General features: G+C 36.6%; 16 protein-coding genes. 8 read left to right on the forward strand and 8 right to left on the reverse strand.

Translation table 11 applies throughout. From position 1 onward, the window contains the following. The first annotated feature begins 18 nt into the window (after nucleotides 1-18). On the forward strand, nucleotides 19-1,428 hold the full coding sequence (locus tag A6M55_RS14200; RefSeq protein ID WP_064198265.1) for a TolC family protein: 1,410 nt from the start codon (nucleotides 19-21) through the stop codon (nucleotides 1,426-1,428). 109 nt (nucleotides 1,429-1,537) lie between these two features. Here the strand turns inward: A6M55_RS14200 and A6M55_RS14205 are convergent, their stop codons facing one another. Then, nucleotides 1,538-3,733, reverse strand: coding sequence for a penicillin acylase family protein (locus tag A6M55_RS14205; protein WP_064198256.1), 2,196 nt, complete (start codon nucleotides 3,731-3,733; stop codon nucleotides 1,538-1,540). Between the two features lie 287 nt (nucleotides 3,734-4,020). Between A6M55_RS14205 and A6M55_RS14210 the strand changes: the two genes are divergently transcribed. Continuing rightward, nucleotides 4,021-5,043 carry a hypothetical protein gene (locus A6M55_RS14210; protein WP_156511071.1) on the forward strand — a complete coding sequence of 341 codons (1,023 nt, stop codon included), beginning with the start codon at nucleotides 4,021-4,023 and terminating at the stop codon, nucleotides 5,041-5,043. A 60-nt stretch (nucleotides 5,044-5,103) separates the two neighbouring features. On the opposite strand, the gene A6M55_RS14215 is transcribed toward A6M55_RS14210, so the two are convergent. Beyond that, on the reverse strand, nucleotides 5,104-6,423 hold the full coding sequence (locus tag A6M55_RS14215; RefSeq protein WP_015028940.1) for a DEAD/DEAH box helicase: 1,320 nt from the start codon (nucleotides 6,421-6,423) through the stop codon (nucleotides 5,104-5,106). A 323-nt stretch (nucleotides 6,424-6,746) separates the two neighbouring features. On the opposite strand from A6M55_RS14215, the gene A6M55_RS14220 reads away from it, so the two are divergent. The 3 genes from A6M55_RS14220 to A6M55_RS14230 all read left to right on the forward strand — a co-directional run bounded on the left by A6M55_RS14220 (nucleotide 6,747) and on the right by A6M55_RS14230 (nucleotide 9,685). Next, nucleotides 6,747-7,895: a DegT/DnrJ/EryC1/StrS aminotransferase family protein gene (locus tag A6M55_RS14220; protein ID WP_015028939.1), complete on the forward strand. Its 1,149-nt coding sequence runs from the start codon at nucleotides 6,747-6,749 to the stop codon at nucleotides 7,893-7,895. 99 nt (nucleotides 7,896-7,994) lie between these two features. Next, on the forward strand, nucleotides 7,995-8,900 hold the full coding sequence (locus A6M55_RS14225; RefSeq protein WP_015028938.1) for a glycosyltransferase family 2 protein: 906 nt from the start codon (nucleotides 7,995-7,997) through the stop codon (nucleotides 8,898-8,900). A gap of 2 nt (nucleotides 8,901-8,902) precedes the next feature. Further along, the gene (locus A6M55_RS14230) at nucleotides 8,903-9,685 is read left to right on the forward strand and encodes a bifunctional 2-polyprenyl-6-hydroxyphenol methylase/3-demethylubiquinol 3-O-methyltransferase UbiG (RefSeq protein WP_064198258.1); all 783 of its coding nucleotides are present in this window, start codon (nucleotides 8,903-8,905) and stop codon (nucleotides 9,683-9,685) included. Between the two features lie 42 nt (nucleotides 9,686-9,727). Here A6M55_RS14230 and murF read toward each other — a convergent pair whose 3' ends face one another. After that, nucleotides 9,728-11,008 (reverse strand): UDP-N-acetylmuramoyl-tripeptide--D-alanyl-D-alanine ligase, encoded by a 1,281-nt coding sequence (gene murF / locus A6M55_RS14235; RefSeq protein WP_015028936.1) that lies wholly within the window; start codon nucleotides 11,006-11,008, stop codon nucleotides 9,728-9,730. Between the two features lie 118 nt (nucleotides 11,009-11,126). On the opposite strand from murF, the gene A6M55_RS14240 reads away from it, so the two are divergent. Then, nucleotides 11,127-11,468: a DUF3471 domain-containing protein gene (locus tag A6M55_RS14240; protein WP_015028935.1), complete on the forward strand. Its 342-nt coding sequence runs from the start codon at nucleotides 11,127-11,129 to the stop codon at nucleotides 11,466-11,468. Nucleotides 11,469-11,523: 55 nt separating this feature from the next. Here A6M55_RS14240 and A6M55_RS14245 read toward each other — a convergent pair whose 3' ends face one another. The 5 genes from A6M55_RS14245 to A6M55_RS14265 form a co-directional block, all read right to left on the reverse strand. Further along, a complete protein-coding gene (locus tag A6M55_RS14245) occupies nucleotides 11,524-12,105 on the reverse strand; it encodes a TIGR00730 family Rossman fold protein (protein WP_015028934.1) in 582 nt (193 codons plus the stop codon). 183 nt (nucleotides 12,106-12,288) lie between these two features. Next, nucleotides 12,289-13,197, reverse strand: a complete 909-nt coding sequence (locus tag A6M55_RS14250) for a DUF72 domain-containing protein (RefSeq protein WP_015028933.1) — start codon at nucleotides 13,195-13,197, stop codon at nucleotides 12,289-12,291. 66 nt (nucleotides 13,198-13,263) lie between these two features. Then, nucleotides 13,264-15,273: a hypothetical protein gene (locus tag A6M55_RS14255; RefSeq protein ID WP_064198259.1), complete on the reverse strand. Its 2,010-nt coding sequence runs from the start codon at nucleotides 15,271-15,273 to the stop codon at nucleotides 13,264-13,266. A 151-nt stretch (nucleotides 15,274-15,424) separates the two neighbouring features. Then, nucleotides 15,425-17,491: a carboxy terminal-processing peptidase gene (locus tag A6M55_RS14260; RefSeq protein ID WP_064198260.1), complete on the reverse strand. Its 2,067-nt coding sequence runs from the start codon at nucleotides 17,489-17,491 to the stop codon at nucleotides 15,425-15,427. Between the two features lie 58 nt (nucleotides 17,492-17,549). Further along, nucleotides 17,550-18,296, reverse strand: coding sequence for an FKBP-type peptidyl-prolyl cis-trans isomerase (locus A6M55_RS14265; RefSeq protein WP_064198261.1), 747 nt, complete (start codon nucleotides 18,294-18,296; stop codon nucleotides 17,550-17,552). Between the two features lie 195 nt (nucleotides 18,297-18,491). On the opposite strand from A6M55_RS14265, the gene moeB reads away from it, so the two are divergent. Both moeB and A6M55_RS14275 read left to right on the forward strand, forming a co-directional pair. Next, nucleotides 18,492-19,544: a molybdopterin-synthase adenylyltransferase MoeB gene (gene moeB / locus A6M55_RS14270; RefSeq protein WP_064198262.1), complete on the forward strand. Its 1,053-nt coding sequence runs from the start codon at nucleotides 18,492-18,494 to the stop codon at nucleotides 19,542-19,544. A gap of 63 nt (nucleotides 19,545-19,607) precedes the next feature. Next, the gene (locus A6M55_RS14275; protein ID WP_229235543.1) at nucleotides 19,608-20,003 is read left to right on the forward strand and encodes a transcription elongation factor; all 396 of its coding nucleotides are present in this window, start codon (nucleotides 19,608-19,610) and stop codon (nucleotides 20,001-20,003) included. Nucleotides 20,004-20,114 lie beyond the last annotated feature (111 nt).

A 20,114-nucleotide genomic window follows, 5' to 3' on the forward strand; every position in this document is an offset into this window, starting at 1 on the left:
AACATATTGAAACCAAAAATGAAACTAACCAGAAAAAACATATACATTTTGGGGCTGAGTTGGTTACTGAGTTTATTTTCTTTGAAGGTTTTTTCTCAAAAAACAGAAGTTTTTTCTTTTCAAGATTTTCAAGAAATTGTACTTAAGAACCATCCAGTTATCAAACAAGCTAATTTATACTTGGATGATGCAAAGGCCGAATTGATACAAGCAAGAGGACAGTTTGACCCAAAACTATCCACAAATTTTGATAGAAAATCGCTCGATGGAAAAGATTATTATAACCGCCTTGAAAGTACATTAAAAGTGCCTATTTATAGTGGTATTGAGCTTAAAGGTGGCTATGAACAAAATTCAGGTACTCGACTCAGAAGCGATGAATCTGCCAGTTTGATATTTACAGGCATTAGCGTACCTCTCGGACAAGGCTTGCTCATTGATGCTCGCCGAAACACACTTTTACAAGCAAAATTATTGGGCAATATGGCTCAAGCAGAACGCCAAAAGACCCTCAATAAGTTTATTTTTTCGGCAGCTAAAGATTATTGGGAATGGTATCTGAGTTATCAAAAACTTAAACTCAATCAAGAGGCTTTTCAGATGGCTGACGAGCGTTTTATATTATTAAGCGAACGAACTAGGATAGGCGAAGCAGCCGCTATTGATAGCATTGAAGCAAGAATTACGGTACAAGACCGCTCAATTGCCTTAGAACAATCAATGTTAGAATTTCAAAATGCTTCGCTTGCTCTATCTAATTATTTATGGAATTCTTCTGAACAGCCCCTTGAACTTAGCTCTAACTTCATTCCGCAAGAAACCCAAGGGGTAGCAATTGAACGCCAAAAAGTTGATGATATTCTTAAAAACCTTGAGCAAAATCACCCAGAAATTGCCAAGATTATTTTAAAACAAAAACAGTTAAGAATTGAAGAGGGTTTTAGAAAGGAAATGCTCAAACCCCAATTCAATGTGAGTTTCAATTTCTTACAAGTACCATTAGCTTACCAAAAAGAAAGTGTCCCAAGTGGATTCTTAGTCAATAATCATAAGATTGGCGTCAATTTCGAAATGCCTTTGTTTTTAAGAAAAGAACGAGGCAAATTACAATCGGTTAGAATTAAGCAATTACAAACATCTTTCGATAAAACCATTATTGAACGAGAATTGAGGATTGCGGTAGAAAGTGCCTATAATGAAGTACAAAATTTAGCCAAACAAATCGAACAACAACTCGTTGCCAATAGTAACCAAGCTAAGTTATTGGAAGCAGAAAAGCAGAAGTTCCTTTTGGGTGAAAGTACATTATTTTTAATTAACTCAAGAGAAACCAAATTGATAGAAATGAAAACTAAACTCGAAACGCTTAAATCGAAATACGAAAAAGCCATCGCCACTTTGCAGTATTCAGGAGCCGTGCAGCTTTAGAAAAAGCTAACTTCATAAAAGTAATTATAATGATTTATTAAGTTCATTTCTGTTCGATTAATCAATAAAAAAGCCTGTAAAATATCAATTTACAGGCTTTTTTATATTTTTATTCGCCAGGATGATAAGTCCGCTCGGCGTTTTTCAATACATCTTCTTTGTAGAAAAGTACATCTTTAAATTTGCCTTTGGTGTACATTTCCAATTGGTCGGTGAAGTGTTTAGAGCTTGGGTCGCCACTTTCACCACCTGCTAATAATGACTTAGCTTTTATTTTGGGTCCAAATTCAACAGCACAAATAAAACTATTACCACTAACCCCATAACGTTTCTGAGTACCTGCATAATAACGGCTATTATAAGAAGGCAACATTCCCCAAAGTGCGGAAGCAAAACCTACTGGATAACTTGGTTGGGCATCATCATACTTTTGTTGAATATCTGACGAAACTCTTTGATAACGATTTATCTCGCCCCAAGGCATTTGCCATTTGCTAAATTTCTTTTTCAAATCATTTACCACAGTCAGTAATGGAGGTAAAACCTGCTCAGGAGTGGCCGTTGCAGCAAATCTTTTCACGTTGGCCACTTGGTCGTCTTCACCTTCGTCAATGTATAATTTTTGTAAAGTAGCACTAAGTTTGCCCGCCCACTCAATCGCTAACGTAGTAGCCACTGAAGTTTCTGAAGTATGATAATCCCATTTTTTTAACTCCGAAATTGGTTCACTCAACGCTGCATAAAGTGAATCAGTTGGTTTTACATTTTTCTCAAAAATATTAATCAAAGAAGGAATCAATACTTCAAAAGCAGCCAAATTTGTATCATATCCTGCTGCAATGACTTTATCAAGTGTATAGCTTTTTTCTCGGTCTAAAACCTTTACAGCATTTACACCTCTAAAATTCTCGCCATCGGGTGCCATGTATGGTGGGTAATCTGCTTTTTTCGGACTCATCACCCCGGCCGCGGAAAATGGTGTAGAATTACAATTTTGTAGCCAACCATTTACAGGATTATATACATGAACCGTTTCATCAACTTTGTGTAGGCCTTTCCATTCGGTAGCTGAAGTACTACCATCCATTACTTTTGCCCAATTATACTGACGGTCACGTAATGGAATGAAGTTTCCATGCCAAAAAGCAATATTCCCTTTATTATCGGCAAAAACAGTACTATTTGAAGTATTTGCTCGTAAGTCCATGATTTGCTTGTATTCTTCAAAACCTTTTGCTTTAGTACGCTTCCAACTCTGAATCAAGCTTGTCATTGAGCGATTATATGATTTTAAGCTAATCCATTGGTCATTTCGTTTAGCCATTATTGGCCCGTGATGCGTATAATAAGTAGTAAAAACTCTAGTTTTTAAACCATCTCCATCTTTGTAGCTTATGCTTATTTTTTTCTCCGTAACTGGCTTTAATTGTTTATCATATTCATAAAAATACTTATCGCCTTTCTTCGAAATTTTTTCAGCATATACATCAGCCACATCTACATTACAAGAAGTATGCATCCAACCACAATAATCATTAAAGCCTTGATAAACAAACATTTGCCCCCATGTTACTGCCCCATAAGCATTTAAACCTTCTTCACTTGATACTTGTACTTCAGGTCTGAAATAGAAAGTTACGTGCGGATTAATGTATAGAATGGCATTACCCGACGCCGTTACTTTCGGTGAAAATGCAAACCCATTAGAACCCGTCTGGTTTTCTGGGTCTTTAGGTTCGGCAACATAACTTACCTTATCTCCTGAATAGAAATTTTTAAGTTCGGCAGTAGTAATATCGGCCGTACTGATTGCACCAATACTTCCATCAGTCCATAAAAGTGGATACCATGGTTTGAAACGTGTTAATAAAGCTGGCTTTGTATTTGGGTGCGTATATAAATAAAAATTAATACCGTCGGCGTAGGCGTTGAGTAATTTTCTCATCCATGGCTCGGCTTTGTTGTAGTCGGCAATGGCCTCAGTTGTATCAATTAATAGTTTGATTTGTAAATCATCGTAAAGGCTACTTTCTCCTTTAATTTCCGACATTCTACCCAATTTTTCGATGTAATTCATCTCAACTCGTTTGAAATCATCTTCACATTGTGCATATAATAAACCAAAAACTGCATCAGCATCTGATTTCCCATAAATATGAGGAATACCCCAATTATCTCGAATGATATTTACTCGCTTAGCTGTCTGTTGAAACCGACTAATTTCAGCAGCAGAAAACGTTTTTGAGATTGTTTTTTGGGCAAATATTGAAAATGGTAAAAGTAATAGAAGTAAAAAGGTTTTCATATAAAAGGTTTAATGCGTTTGAATGATGAAAAATAGACAAACAAACTTACACAAAATTGTAAATAAGATTGATATCTAGGGCAGGTTTTTAACCTATCTGTGGGGTATATCTTTAGGTAATCTTATACTTTTACTCTTGTTTATTGACAGGTTGAAAACCTGTCCTACAAGTCAAAAAAATACATTAACAATCAATTAACAAATCTACAGCAAACCTTTTAATACCTTTCTGCATCTAAACAGTAAATTAGAACAAATTAAATTAATATAAGACAATGAGAAAATTCATGATAGCCGCAATAATGGTATTCGTAACTGTTTTTTCGGCAAATGCTCAATATGGTGGTGTTTATGATAATTACAGTAATGGCTATGATGATGACCGATACTACTACGATGACGAATTTGATTGGCATTGGGATATTCGTGTACGCATCAGCAATGGTATTCAGAATGGACTAATTACACGTAATGAAGCGAACCGTTTGTACCGTCGTTTGGAAGATGTAGAACGTAAAGAATATATCTATTTATCTGATGGTATTTATATGGGTTGGGAACAACGTGAAATATGGGACGACGTGGCTTATTTAAATCGTCAAGTTGGGCTTGAACTCTATGATTACGATCGTCGTTTTTATGGTTTCGATCTTGCTTGGAATGACCTCCGTGGTTATCCTCGCTGGTATTACCAAGGCGGTTTTGATTTCTACCGCTTCGACCGCCGTGGCTTTGGAAATATTCGTTTTGGATATACTCCACGCCCTAATTATAGAGGATGGTATCACAATGACCGCAACCGAATTGCCCGCGAATATTATAACGAGCGTAGTCGTTATCGCTCAAATCCTCGCACTTATGACAATGGTCGCTATGAAAGCCGTAGATATGACAATAATAATTCGAGAGGTGGCTATGATAATAGCCGTAGTTCACGCCCAGATTGGAATAACAATGAGCGAGGAAGAGGTAATGATAATAACCGTAGCAGCCGACCAAGTTGGAATAATAATGAGCGTGGTTCAAGAGGGGAAATTGAAAATACTACTTCAACTCCTATCGAACGTAGCCCTCGTGATTATGGTAATGAAACAAGAAATAATCGCCCAAATGCAGGCGAAAGCCGTTCGGATAATTACGGACGTGGCAGTGGCGTAGAGCATAGTCGTAGCGAACGTGACGTGCCAAACACTTCAGAAGGCAATCGTGGTCGTGGAGAACGTAACTCAGAAGGAGGCCGTAGTGAACGCAGTGAAAGACCTTCCAATGAAGGTGGTGGCAGAGGAGAAGGAAGAGGACGCAGAAACTAATCAATTATAAAAACAACAATCGAGTTGGCATATAAAAGCCAACTCGATTGTTGTTTAGGCTTATCGTGCAATCTCTATCTTGTATTTCTTGCCTTTCATTTTTTCATTTCGAATTAACTGCAAAAGAACCTTTACTTTTTCTCGTTTTACAGCAACAAAGGAGGTAAAATCTTTTACTTCAATTAAGCCCAAATCTTCTTTTTCTAATTGCCCTTTTTGTGATAAAAATCCAACAATATCTATTTTATTAATTTTATTTTTCTTGCCACCACTGATATAAAGTGTCTCATAATCAGGCAACTGTGGCAATGTTTTTTTACCTAAAAGGTTAATCTGCTCAATATCTTTTGCTAAATAATGCGGGCGATTTTCTTCCTCAGCAAGCACTACGTAGGCCGTACCTGTTGCGTGCATACGTGCAGTTCGGCCGTTACGGTGAATAAACTCGTGTTCTTGTAATGGCAAATGATAATGTATCACGTGCTTCATCTCAGGAATATCAAGCCCTCTTGCACCCAAATCAGTTGTGATTAGGTACTTTACACTTCCATTTCTAAATTTTACTAAAGCCAACTCTCTATCATCTTGCTCCATTCCACCATGATAAAAGCTTGCTTTCAAACCCATACTATTCAAATATTGACTTGTTCGTTCGGTTGCATCTCTGTGATTACAAAATACCAGTGCAGCTTCGGAGTTGAGCATGCACAATAAATCAAACAAAGTATTGAGTTTATCTTTCTCAGGTGAAATTACTTCACATAGGTGTAATTGTTGATTTACAGATGAATCTTTCGATAAAAAATCTAAAATTTTGGGCGATTTTAAATCTACAAACTCTGGTACTTCAATGCCCGCAGTTGCCGATACTAAAATTTTCTTTTTTAGGCGTCTTAGATGATTTATGATAAACAACATTTGCTCATGAAAACCTAGTTCAAGTGATTTATCAAATTCATCTAAAATCAACGTTTCAATATTATCTAAACTAAAAGTATTACGTTCGATGTGGTCGGCTATTCTTCCAGGTGTTCCTATCAATAAGGCAGGTGGAGAACTTAAATTCTGAATTTCAGTTTGCATAGAATGTCCTCCATAACAAGTATTTACTTTAAAACCCGTTGACATCTTTTTCCAAACTTGCTCAATTTGTAAAGCCAGTTCTCTCGATGGAACTAATATCAGAGCCTGAACTTGCTTTTCATCTGTTTTGAGTAATTGTATTAATGGCAGTAGAAATGCCAAGGTCTTTCCTGAGCCAGTCGGTGAAAGAAGCATCACTTCTTTTTGAGCCACTATATTTTCAAAAGCGGCCTCTTGCATCGGATTGACTTTTTTTATCTCTAATGCGTCTAATGTACTTTTTATTTGTTCGTTCATGATACAAATTTACTAAACATTATCTTCAATTTGATTAAATTTTTAGTTGTTTAACCTCCTTTTTAATTATTTCTTCGAATAAGCTAAAGTGCTTAAAATGTGCATTTTACAATATCTATTTTAGCTACCAAATCGAACTTTATATAGATTAAATATTAAAAAAATATGACAAAAGTCTTTTTTTTATAGAATAATAAAATTAATAATATTATCTTTGCTTTAACACCCTATCTATATACTCAGCTGAGTTGGGGGCAGTTTTAAACGTGTAAAAAATTACCCAGAGTTTTCTGGCCATCTAACCTAAAAATACTATTTTTTTTATGACCGCTGAAAAGCCTATGAACGAGTTCCCTGTCATGGATACCAATGATGGAATCGTTCTATTTCATCCAAATATTCCTGCCAAAGCTGCTTTGAATGTAGCTGAAGTACTAAACACTCGATGGATTGGCCAAGGACCAAGAGTCGATGAGTTTGAGCAAAAGTTCGAACAAAAATTTACTAACCCTTGCAAAAGCCTTGCAGTTGGTTCAGGAACTGATGCACTTCATTTAGCCTATTTATTAGCTGGCCTCAAAGAAGGCGATGAAGTGATTGCACCGGTATTTACTTGTACAGCTACCAATATCCCATTTCATTATATGGGGGTAAAAATTGTTTTTGCCGATGTTGATGCGAATCTCAATATTGATGTGAAGCATGTGGCTGAACTAATCACGCCAAAAACAAAAGCAATTGTTTGCGTTCATTACGGCGGTTTACCTTGCGATATGGACGAGCTTTGGGAGCTTGGCCGTAAGCACAACTTAGCCATCATTGAAGATGCCGCTCATGCTGTTGGAGCCAAATACAAAGGGCAATATATTGGTAGCCAAAGCGATTTTACAATGTTTTCATTCCAAGCAATCAAACACATTACTACTGGTGATGGTGGGATGTTAGTGGTAAAAGATAAATCATTGGTAGAAAAAGCCAAACGCCTCCGTTGGTTCGGTATTGACCGTAGCAGTAAACAAAAAGGCATTTGGGAAAATGATATCACTGAAATTGGTTATAAATATCAAATGACCGATATCGCGGCAAGTATTGGCTTGGCCGCTCTTGAAGAGTTTGATGACCACCTTGAGCATCGTCAAAAACTTTATCGCTTATATTGCGATTTATTAAAAGATGTGAAAGGAATTAGAGTTATCGGTAGTGAATATACTGACCGTGAACACGCTGCGTGGCTACTCACTGCCGAAGTGGATAATCGTGAAAACCTTATGAAGCATCTTCGTGAGCATGGCATAGAATCAGGACAAGTACATTATCGTAATGATAAGTATAGTATTTTCGGAGGACGTACTCCAGGGAAATTCCCTAAAATGGACGCCATTGAAGATAGATACTTGGTTTTGCCTCTTCATGCTAAAGTAACTGAAGAAGATGTTGCCTATATTGCCTACATTTTGAAAAAAGGCTGGTAAAAATAATTACGCATAAAATGAAGAATCAAGATTTCATACTAATGAAAGCTTGATTCTTCATGACACATCCTTCTGGAAAACCTACCTTAACCCCTCCTCATGGATTTTTTTCATAAAAAAGTAGCTCTAAACTACTCTCCTGTTTTTTCTATATTAATTCCTTCTTGGAATAATCTCGACTACTTGAAATGTGCGGTTAATAGCATTAGAAAAAATAGTCGATATCAGCATCAAATTATTGTACACGTTAATGAAGGCAATGATGGCTCAGAAGACTGGGTAATTGCCCAAGGTGACATTAGTTATACGAAAAGCTCTCAAAACTCTGGTGTTTGCTATGGTTTCAATGCTGCTTCGCATTTGGCCACTGCTGATTATTTGGTTTTTATTGATGATGATATGTACCTCTGTCCTGACTGGGATTTTTACCTATACGAAGAAATCAAACTACAAAAGGATGACAAATGGTGTATCAGTGGAACCATGATTGAGGGGTTCGACAAAGGCAATCCATGTGTCATTGCAGATAAAAACTATGGTACTCATCCATCAGAGTTTAATGAGGAAAAGTTCTTAGCCGAATATGCAAGCTACCCAAAAGATGATTGGAATGGGAGTCAATGGTATCCGATGGTGCTTCCTACTTTTGTGTACCGTGCTGTTGGTGGTTTAAGTATTGAATTTTTCCCGGGAATGTACAGTGACCCTGACTTTATGATAAAACTATGGCATTATGGCGTAAGATACTACAAAGGTTTGGGAAAGAGCAGAGTGTATCATTTTGCTAGCCGCAGCACTGGGCGTGTGAAACGAAATGATGGGAGAACAGAGTTTATCTTAAAATGGGGATTGAGTAGCAATACTTTTTTCAAGAATTATCTAAAAATTGGCCCTAAGTTTTTAGGTACCTTACCAGCTCCTGAGGAAAACTTTACCCTTAAATTAAAGAAACAAATCGACCGCTGGAAAGTTAAATTTAAAACGCGTCCAATTGATATTTCTTAGCCATGACTAATTTCAAAAGTCTTATCAAGCATGTACCTCATTCTCGTGGCTATGCCCTTGAGTTTATGCATAGATTTCTTTCAGAACATGACGTAAAAGATAAAACAGTAATTGATGTGTCGGCTGGCTCGGGTTTTGTTGCCAACCTTTGGCATAATGCAGGAGCAAGTGTACAAGCGTTTGATATGTATCCTGATGTTTTCAAAAGTGAGGCAATTAGTTGTTCATTCATCGATTTGAATCAGCCTCTAAATATTGCATCTGCAACCGCTGATTATGTTTTATTGATGGAAACCATTGAGCATATCCCGAATCAGACTTTTCTCTTACAAGAATTATCAAGAATACTCAAACCCGATGGTACGCTTATCATCACCAAACCCAATAACAGTGGTTTGAGTGGTCGTTTAGGGAATTTATGGGTAGAGGCAGAACGTGGAAATATGTTTTTATCGAATGAAGCCAGTGTGATAGGGTACGACGATACCCATATTTATAACGGACGTGTATATTTGTGTACTGCTCAACGCCTTCGTACTTTAGCTGGTTTAGCTGGTTTAAAGCTCAAAGAAATACACCCCAATAAATTGAGTGGAAGTTCTCTAGTTTGGTTCGTAATATTTGGAATTTCCCTAAAGATTCGTTCATTTCTTACATTAAAGCGAATGTTAAGAAAAACTCAAAATGAGGTGGAAAAGCAAATATTAAAAGAACAGCACGCATTAAATACTAACTTGACTCTACTTCTACACAAACATTTGTGTGTAAGTTTTCAAAAAAGATAAAAGAAAAGGTCTCGTATAATACGAGACCTTTTCTTTTATCTTTCATAAGAATTGTACTACCGTTTCTAAACTAACTCCTCGAGAGCCTTTAATCAACACATAAGAATCTTTTAGTTGCTTATCAATGAGCCAGTTATGCAGAGAAAATTTATCAGAGAAATAAAAGGCATTTGGTAAAAATTCGAGTGCGTTGGTCATTAATTCACCAAACAAAACTACCAAATCAAAATTACCTTTAGCTACCAATTCTCCAATCATTCGGTGTTCGGCAGGGCCTTCTTCTCCTAATTCAAACATATCTCCCAAAATCACTACTTTCTTTTTAGAAGTTTGCAAGTTGATAAAATTCTGAATAGATGCCGACATCGACGAAGGATTAGCATTATAGGCATCTAATAAGATACTATTACTGCCTTTTTCTACAATCTGAGAGCGATTATTATCTGGATTATATTCTGCTGCTGCTTGATTAGCCAATTCGGCTGGCACACCAAAATATTTACCAACTGCAAGTGCAGTAGCGATATTATCGAAATTATATGCACCCGGCAAGTGGCTATCATAACTTACTCCGTTTACTGAAAATACTGCCACAGGTGAATCTTGTAAGAGTTTTACTTCATCGTTATTCAAATAATCTATTCGTTCTTTGAATTTACGTTGTGAAGCCATCGTAAGTAAAGACTCACTATTATTGTTGACGAAAACTGTTCCACCCGATTTGGCCAAAAAGTCGTAAAGTTCGCCCTTACCTTTCTTTACCCCTTCAACTCCTCCAAAACCTTCTAAATGTGCTTTCCCAACATTGGTGATAAACCCATGTGTTGGTTCGCAAATAGTACATAAATCTCTAATCTCTCCTTGATGATTAGCTCCCATTTCGATTACCGCAATCTCATAACTATCATCAATGCCTAAAACCGTCAATGGAACCCCAATATGGTTATTATAATTTCCTTTAGTAGAATACGTTTTATATTTCTTTGATAAAACTGCTGCGACTAACTCTTTTGAAGTTGTTTTGCCATTAGAACCAGTCATGCCAACGAAAGGAATATTTAATTGTTGACGATGATAGTTTGCTAATTTCTGAAGCGTATAAAGCACATCTCCAACCAAGATACAGCGTTCATCAATGACATATTCTGCCTCATCAATTACAACATAACTCGCACCTTTATTCAGGGCTTCTTGAGCAAAAGTATTTGCATTAAATTTCTCTCCTTTTAGAGCAAAAAACATTACTCCTTCGTCAATCTTACGAGTATCTGTCGAGACACCATTACTGGCTTTAAATTTTTGATAAAGTTCGGCGATAGACATATTTTTATTTGAATATTTCGATTTTATTACGGCAAATTTACTGCTAATAAATTGTTTTGTATTTATGAGTAAATAACTTTTATTTGTTAGTAATTTCTATTCAAAACCTATTAAAGACATGAAAAAACTCATTTTCACTTTTCTCATTATTTGTTTGGGCTTTCATTTTGCTTCTGCACAAACAAGCCCCAGCGATTCCCTGCAACAATACGTAGGTACTTATAAAGTAAAAGATAGCAATCCGTTTGCTACTTATAAGGTAAAATTGGTAGATGGTCACCTTACTGGGGAAGCCGATGACTATGGGGCAAATAAGTTGGTTAAAAAGCCTGAAGCAGATAAGTTTCAATCAACGAGTTCGTATGGTTCGATTATTACTTTTACGCGAAACTCCGACAAGAAAATCAACGGTTTCAAAATGGAAATTCAGGGAACCGAGTTGGAAGCCACGAAAGAATAATCAAGTATATAGTAAACCCCAATTAATGTAATTGGGGTTTTGATTATTCAAATAATTAGATTTGCTCTCTATTCAACCATTTTTCTTGGTAGTTAGGTTTAAATGCTTCCATTTTTGAAAATAATTCATCAAGATTATCAGCCACAAGCAATAATTTTCGGTTTTCGGGCTTCAAAAATCCTTCTTCTACCATCACATCCAACTGCTTCAATAAATTGTCATAGAAACCATTTACGTTTAAAATTCCAATCGGTTTTTGGTGTAGCCCCAACTGCGACCATGACAAAATCTCAAAAAGTTCATCCATACTACCATAGCCTCCGGGCAGTGTGATAATCCCATCACAAAGCTTTTCCATCAAAGCTTTTCGTTCATGCATGGTTTCCACTTTATACATTTCAGGTAGATTTTTATGCCCAACCTCCATTCTATCTAGAAAATGTGGAATAATACCGGTTACATGCCCATTATTAGCTAAAACCGAGTCGGCTACAATACCCATTAAACCTAAGCTTCCTCCACCATAAATCAATCGAATATTTTTCTCAGCCAGTTTTTTACCAAGCTGTTCAGCAGTTTCTTTATAAATTGGTTTGGTGCCAGGATTAGCACCGCAGTAAACTAAAATTGCTTCCATCGTTTGTCTTTTATATTTGTTATAAAGTATATGAGATAAACCTTAAAAAATAAAACCCAACGAAACGTCGGGCTTATTTTGTTCGCTAAATTTGTCAGGAAAAAAAATCTTTGTTGTACTGTGGATATATTATTCTAATAAAGTGCAAGTTATAGACTTGCCTATAATTATGCAACATTTTTTTCAAAACAGGCTTCCCTGCACTGCTTGCGGCATTATTTTAGGTTCTTTGATTGCAAGTCTATATTTCGCATTAATTGTATTTATCCAATATTTTGTGAGTTCTGGAGCAAATTCATTCTCTCCACAATGCACAAAAATAAATGCACTATTTAGTCCAGCATCAAGCCATTTTTTTAATCTTTCACACCAATCATCTACTCTCGTGTAATCGGTAGGGTGTAATTCGTTCCCTACAAACCTTAAGGTTAGTTTCGGAATTGTTAACGTTGTATGCAGTACATCTCTTCTTCCAGAAACATCTGAAATGACAGTTCCTACGTTCAACTCTGCTAACATTTCACAAGTTTTCGCCCAAATATTTTTATCACTAAACCAATCTTGGTGCCGAAATTCTACTGAAACAGGAAAACCTTTGGGTAGCTGTTTCAAGAAAGCTTCTAAACTTTTCAAGCGTCGAGGGTCAAAGGTTGGAGCAAGCTGCAAAAAAGTCATTCCGAGGTGGTCTCCAAGCCCTAAAATAGCTTCACAAAATTGTTCAGTCAGAAACTCACAACCAATTAGTTGTCTATCATGGCTGATAGCTTGCGGAAACTTCGGGCAAAACTTAAATCCATCTGCAGCTGATTCTTTCCACCGTTCAACTGTTTTAGACGTTGGAATTTGATAATGGGTCACATTTAACTCGATTGTATTAAATTGTCGAGTATAGTAATACAAAAAATCTTTATCTTTTGCATTTGAAGGATAAATCTTTCCAATCCAATCTTTATTTGCCCAAATTGGTGGGCCAAAATATAACTCAGGTTTACTTACTTTTGGTGCTACCGCAAGCGTTTGGGCAGTAAATGGGTTATCGGCTGGAAGCGTAAAATCTACTTTCGAAATATCTTGGAGTTTTCCAAAATCCATTAATTCTATAAAATTATAAGAGCCTCAAACTTCTCCTCGCTCGAAACTTTTCGGATAAAAATATTCTTAATCACCTAGGCTATAAACTCTACATTCATGCTGCCAACTGTAATGAGCAGTACTAAAAATAAGATTTAATGGGTGATTAAATGTTTTTTCATGTAATAAATCCTCGTTTATTACATATTGTGGATCGAGATTGACTACAAAAATATACTTCGGATTATCTTTCAGAGTCCAAATCATCAATTTTTGTTCTTGTGTAGGATACAAAAGCCAATTTACGTCACGTCCCTTTATTTCATCCCAAAGTCTCTCCGCCAATTGGTGCATCTGCTGAAATAAACCAAACTGATAATGGTTTTTTCCCCAAATAAATGGCCCATGTGTTACTTTATCTCGGTCATTATCATCACGAATAGCAAATACGTATAACTTCGTATATTCTTCATTTAATCCTCGTTCAAGATGCATATTGCGAGTTTCAAACCCTAAACCTACATAACTTGGCATATCGGTTAGGAACAAGGAGACAAACAAACGGGTATAATTTGCTGTACGGTAAAACTCATCAAAGCGAGGGTCATCCTTATCGGCGGTCATCACCGTGAAATTAGGAGCAAACCTTCTTGTCCTGAGCAAATCGTAGTATTTTACAAATTTCTGCATAAATTCTTGCGAACCTACTATTGAAGATTGCAAATCACCTAAGGTTGAATCTGCATCAATAGCCTCAAGGTGATCATTTTCATCTCCATACCCCATAAAGTCTGGTTCAACTAAAAATGTTTCAGCAAAAAAACCAAAGTATTTTACGCCTTTATTTTGCACATAATGCTTTACTGCCATGAGTGGGTCATAATACTTATCTGGATTTGCTGGTACACCCGTTGAGCGTGGCTGCACGTGAGCCATATCTCCTCGCATAAAGTCAAGGTTATATTCATGTTGACAATCATATACTTTCTGACAGAAATACTCCCAAACCTGTTTATTAGGGTTTTCAAAATCTAATTCCCAATTTGAATTATCATCTTTTGAGTGATAGAACTTATAACGCGTTAAAGGGCCAAAAACCCTCGACATTGCCTGTGGTTCATCAAATTCATAGGTGTACCAACGATTGCCATTTTCATCAAGGACAAACTCTTCCGAGTTAATATGCAGGCCTCTGTAAGGTGGAGCCATGGTCATTGGCAGAGTCTCGTAGCCTTGGTATATCAACTCGTGCATAAGCTCAACCCTACGACGTAAACGTCTTTCTGTGTCATCTTTATGACCAAAAATAATTTCAAGTCGTTGGGCATCATTCAAAATCGGAATTTCAGGCGAAAACAATGTGTTTTTAGAGTATGAAATTGGCGTACCGTTGGCCGTTCCATTTCTACCCAAATAATGCCAAATAATTTCCTCAATTTCTCGATAAATGGTTTCAGAATTACTCGTTATTCTACCACCAACTCTTCTAACCCATTCAAAAAATCTAGGATAGGCAATAACCATTTCTGAAAAACGGTCAGTATGTGGAATCACATCCATGCCAACACTTTTCCCCATGGCGTGTAAAATATTCACCACAAACCTCAATTGTTTCTCAACAGTATTTAAGGCTGGTATTGCAATAGCTAGCTCTGAGCTATAAAATTCTTTATTGATATTAAAGCTAGTCATACCATAAAGGCTACCTACTACACCAGGCTCCCAAATGGGTAATAAGTGTATCGAATCTTGTGCTTTAGGAAGCGTAAACGCATATTTAATGACATTAAAAAAGTTATGAATGGTACGTACGTTTATACCAACCATATTAGATTTTTTCAGCCAAGTAGAATCTGTGTGATTTTGCAGTGGACTTTCAATACCTTTTTCGGGGTCAATTGCTCGTTGAATAATGTCTGTGCCAAAACGGCGTTGAAGTATATCTAAAACTTCATAAACATTAAGCTGCACAGCAATTTCGGGTAAAAGGTTTTCGATGTACGACGTCTGGTGTGAGGTATATTTATCTTTATATAAATAATGATTCTGACGCCACAAATCAAACATCGAAGCTTGTGTATAAGTATCAGGTGTCATCGAATTTCATCATAGGTTATATACAAAATTATGAAATACCCTCAACAAATTGCACTCTAATCAATAAAAATTTAAAAGCCCCACTCGAACTAGTCAAGTAGGGCTTATTTCGTGAGCTCTAGTTATCTATAATTAGCTAAATACATTCCTCTTATTTTGGATTTGTGATTAAATCACAAAGTATTCTTTCGGCTTCCGTCAAAATAAGGTCTTTCTCCTTTTCATCTTTCTCGCCAGCACTCAATTTATTAACGGCTTTTCTGCGTTTTTCATTTTCGTCACGCTCTTGTTTACGTTTGGCTTCATTGAGCGAAATTACTGTAATATCTTTAATCTTACGGTACTCATCTAAATCATCTGTTAACTGTTTCAACTCTTGGTCTGATTTCAATCGAGCTTGATATTTTTCTTGTAGCTTAGCAATAACCTTATCGTTGATGACTGTTGTTTTTTCGTAGTCTGAAGTTTTGATTTGGTCATAAGGTAATGCACTTGGCTGCGAACTTTCTCCCATTTCTTCTGGGTCAAAAGGCGTAGGTAATTGAATATCTGCTGATACCCCTTTACGTTGCGTACTATTACCAGTTATACGATAAAACTTCTCAGTGGTCAGTTTTAATTGCCCGTATCTTTCTTTTTGGTCAAAACCAACAGTAGCTTTTTTATCTGTTGACGCTGTGCGGGGAGACAATAAGAATTGGTCTAAATCAACCAATTGCTGGACGGTTCCTTTACCAAATGATTGTTCTCCAACAATTACACCACGTTTATAATCTTGAATTGCTCCTGCAAAAATTTCAGATGCCGATGCACTAAAACGATTTTGAAGAATAACTAATGGGCCACCATAAACAACTTCTGGGTCAGTATCGCTTTCTACATCAACACTTCCGTTATTATCACGTCGTTGTACAACTGGTCCTTTCGTAATGAATAATCCAGTTAGGTTAATCGCTTCTGTTAATGAACCGCCTCCATTGTTGCGTAAGTCTATCACTACCCCATCTACGCCTTTGGCTTTAAATTCTGTCAAGAAACGTCTGACATCTTTGGTTGTACTTTGAAAATCTCCACCACGGCGGGCATCTTCAAAGTCACGATAAAACATCGGAATATCAATTACCCCAAGCTTATAATCTTTACCGTCTTTTTTCATCGGTACAACTTTACCCTTGGCAACAGCTTCTTCAAGTTTTACCTTTTCACGAACTAAACGAAGCTCTTTTGTAGGCGAACCCGCAGGTGCATCACCTGGTAATAATCTAACACGCACAACTGTTCCTTTTGTACCGCGAATTAGTTTCACCGCATCATCTGTCAACCAACCAACAATGTCTTGCCATTGACCATTTTCACCTTGTGCAACTGCCACAATTCTATCATTCTTTGTAGCCTGACCGCTTTTAAACAATGGCCCTCCTGGAATTATCTCGGCAATTTTCACATAGTCACCTTCATTTTGTAATGAAGCACCAATTCCTTCAACCGACTGGCTCATTTCAATATTAAATTGAGCCGCCGTACTCGGAATCATATAATTTGTATGCGGGTCTATTGTCTCTGAAAAGGCGTTCATAAACGACTGAAACACATCATCAGCTCTCCACTTTGCTATTCTACTTTCCCAACGCTTGTAGCGGTCTTTTAGTGTAGCTATTGTTGCACTATCTTTACTTCCACTTAGCTTCAAATCAAGAACTTGGCTTTTTACAATCTTACGCCAAACATCGTCTAACTCTGCCGTATTTTTTGCCCATGTAGCTTTATCACGGTCAGTTTCATACGATTCATCAACTGTAAAATCAAATGGCTTATCTAATAAGGCCATGATAAAATCGTGGCGTTCTTTATAGCGTTTACGATAAAGGTTAAACACCTCAAACGGTGCGGTTAAATCTCCTTCAAGTAAGTTTTCATCAATGCTGTATCTGTATTTTTCAAATGATTTGATATCACTTTCAAGTAAATACGAATGTCCACCATCAACATCTTTTAAAAAATTATCCCATACTTTTGCCGAAAAATCATCGTCTAACTTAAACTTTTGGTAATGATGGTAGCTTAGAAACTGCGTAGCAAATTGCTCAACTTGCTCCTGCGTACGAGTTGGTTTTAAGTCGTTATAGCCATAAGTGGGCGACGAACTCTGATTTTGTGCTTTATTTTCAAAGCAACCAAAAAGACCAGTTAAGGTCAGCAAAACGATGATTCTTTTCATAATTTGTATCATAACCACCCTCGGGATTATGCAGCCCGCCCCATTAGGGGAGTTCTATTTATTTAACAATATCTAATAACTCTACTTCAAAAATCAACACTTGATTCGGACCGATACTCGGTGGACCTTGTGGACCATAAGCTAAATCAGAAGGAATAAATAGTTTCCACTTAGAACCTACTGGCATTAGTTGAAGAGCTTCAACCCAACCTTGAATTACTTGAGTTACTCCAAACTCTGCTGGTTCACCACGCTCTACTGAACTATCAAAAACAGAACCATCAATCAATGTTCCATGATAATGTACACGTACTCTGTCAGATGATGCTGGTTTCACTCCATTACCCTCTTTCATAATTTGATACTGTAAGCCACTTGGTAATGTAACCACGCCAGTTTTAGTTTTATTTGCAGCTAAGAATTTATCACCAACTGCTTTGTTAGCAGCCCCTTTCTTCATAGATTCATTCTGAAAATATCCTTGAATATAGGCATTGGCAGCATTAGGTTCCATCCAAGTAGCTTGTCCTGCTAAAACTTGGTCGATTGCTTTGGCCATCATTTCTGAATTAACTTTCAAATTTTGTTGTTTTAAGTTTCCAGCGATATTCATTCCAATCGCATAACTTAATGAATCAACAGTATTTTTCATTCCATTATTAGTAGCTACCACAACCGATTTTACTGGTGCTGCTGGTTTAGTAACTGGTACTTTAGGTTTAGATGCTGGTGCTTTGCTCCCTTGTGCAAACGAGAGTTGTGTTATCAGAATAGTTGTAGCGAAAGCAATAATTGTTTTTTTCATTTCTTAATGATGTACTTATTAGAATTAAATTTTTTATGAATAACAAATAAACGTACTTTTAGTCTAAAAATTAGTATTTATATAAAAAAACTATGTAATAACGATAGATTTACGTCTGATTCTTGATAATAGTTCATGTATGGTGTATAATTTTAACATATTTTAATAAAATCGCTTCAAGTATTACTCATAAATATGCTTATTCCTGAAGAATTCAAACGTTATAACCGCCAAATGCTCATGCCAGAATTTGGCGAAGAAGGTCAAATAAAGCTAAAGAATTCAAAAGTTTTAGTGATTGGTTGTGGTGGACTCGGAAGTCCTATTTTACTATATTTAGCTGCTGCAGGAATTGGAACTTTAGGTTTAGTCGAAAATGATACCATTGATGAAAGTAATCTTCAAAGGCAAATTTTATATAGCACTTCCTCTGTTGGGCAATCTAAAATTGAGCAGGCGGCCAATCGTTTACATGCACTTAATCCTTTAGTAGATATCGAATTACACCAAACACGACTTACCACTCAAAACGCTTTAGAGATTTTCAGCAATTATGACCTAATCATTGATGGAACCGATAATTTCCCAACGCGTTATCTAGTAAATGATGCTTGTGTGCTGCTAAACAAACCTTTTGTCTATGGTGCTATTCACCGCTTTGAAGGTCAAGTTGCTGTATTCAATTATAAAAATTCAGTTACATATCGAGATTTATTTCCTTCACCACCCCCTCCCGAACAGGCACCAAACTGTGCTGAAGCAGGTGTATTAGGTGTGTTACCCGGAATAATTGGTTCGATGCAAGCTTTAGAAGCAATAAAAGTCATCACAGAAATAGGGGAAACTTTAGCTGGAAAACTTTTTATTCTTGACACGCTTTCAATGCAGAGTAGAATAATTAAAATTTCAAAATCACCTGAAACACCCAAAATCACACAACTAATTGATTATGAGAGCTTTTGCGGCTTAAAATCTGCTAATGAGATATCATTTGAAGAGTTAAAGTTTTTGGATAATTATCAGTTGATTGACGTTCGAGAAATGCATGAATATAAGGCTCGAAATATTGGCGGTGAATTAATGCCACTTTCCGAACTTGAAAAACATATTACAAATATAAGTCGTGAAAAAACCGTAATTATTCATTGCCAAAGTGGCATTAGAAGTAAAAAAGCTATTAAAATATTAGAAGAAACTTATGGTTTTAATAATCTCCTAAATCTAACAGGAGGAATTAATGCTATATGATTTGTTAGAATTTGTATGAAGAAAGTATTGCTAGAAAAAGTAAAAGAACTTTTAGAAAATAGAATGAAAACCTCATTTGAGGCGATGGAAGCAGCCAAAAACTCTGCTAATGAAGAAGGGAAAAGTTCGGCAGGAGATAAATACGAAACTGCTCGTGCTATGGGACAAATAGATCGTGAAATGAACGGAAGAATGTATGAACAAGCACGCCAAGAACGGCTTTCTCTAGATAAAATTGACCCCGATTTTACTCCTACAAAAGTAACTTTCGGGGCTTTGGTTGAAACAACTATGGGTCTTTTTTTTGTATCGGTTGGTGCCGGAATTATTGAAATTGACGGTAAAAAAATTATGCTTATCTCTGCTCAGGCACCTGTTGGCCAACTAATTAATGGTCAAGAAGCTGGTTATTCCTTCACATTCAGGGGTTTAACTCAGGAGATATTGAGTATTTCCTGATATTCTTCGGGGGTATTATTGTCTTTTTGGAGCCTATAAACAACAAAAAAGGCAGCCTTGTGAGCTGCCTTTTTACTTAATGAAATCCTGGCGTCTACCTACTCTCCCAAT

It is taken from the genome of Emticicia sp. MM (assembly GCF_001649495.1).